General features: G+C 49.0%; 1 protein-coding gene. It reads left to right on the top strand.

Features of this window, described 5'->3' with window-relative positions; translation table 11 throughout:
• On the top strand, positions 1–753 hold a 753-nt coding region (locus ACTXGO_RS14745; RefSeq protein ID WP_443575050.1), incomplete at its 5' end, for a helix-hairpin-helix domain-containing protein.
• Positions 754–964: the final 211 nt, after the last annotated feature.

A 964-nucleotide genomic window follows, 5' to 3' on the forward strand; every position in this document is an offset into this window, starting at 1 on the left:
CTTGCCCGTTGTAGCGGCGGTTTGTTTTGTCCTGCTCAGCAAACCGAGGCCTTAATCCACTTTGTCTCGCGCCGCGCTATGGATATCGATGGACTCGGCGAGCGCTGGCTCATTAGCTTCTTTGAGCAAGGACTCGTCAAAACCGTCGCCGACATCTATGACTTGCACCAGCATATGGAGGAGATGATTACTTTTGAAAAACTTGGCGAGAAGTCGGTACAAAACATAATAGGAGCCATTGAGGCTAGCAAAAAAACTACCTTAGCTAGATTTATCTACGCCTTGGGTATTCGCGGCGTCGGCGAGGGCACCGCGCAAAACTTCGCCCAGCAATTTGGCGATTTGGATAGCTTAATGAGCGCTGATATGGACGCGCTTATTGCCACCCCTGATGTTGGCACCATCACCGCTGAGCTGACCCACGAGTTCTTCCGCGCCTCGCACAATATTGAAGTGATAGAGAAATTACGCGCAGCGGGCGTGCATTGGGATAACGTTGAGCAAGTCGCATCCGACGATCTACCACTTGATGGGCAAACGTGGGTCATAACAGGTGCGCTTAGCAGCATGGCACGCGATGAAGCCAAAGCCAAACTGCAAGCGTTAGGTGCAAAAGTCTCAGGCAGCATCTCCGCCAAAACTACGGCTTTGTTGGCAGGTGAAAAAGCTGGCTCGAAAATGGCAAAGGCTGAGAAGTTAGGGGTTAAGGTAGTAGGTGAGGATGAGTTCTTGGCACTGTTAGAAGAATCATAACTTTTTAATATGAAAGCGATTTGTAGGGTGGTTTAGCGATAGCTTAACTCACCGAACTTTAGATATATTGCAAAAGACAAAGATTTAAAAGCATGGTCTCAGCATCGCTTGCTTTAACAGTGGGCAAATATGCGGGTCATGAGCCGTCTTTCTTTAATGGTTTACTCGGCGCTCGTCCCTCGCGCAAAGAGCGAGAACCTGCATATATTTG

The sequence above is a fragment of the Psychrobacter sp. T6-1 genome, assembly GCF_052258445.1.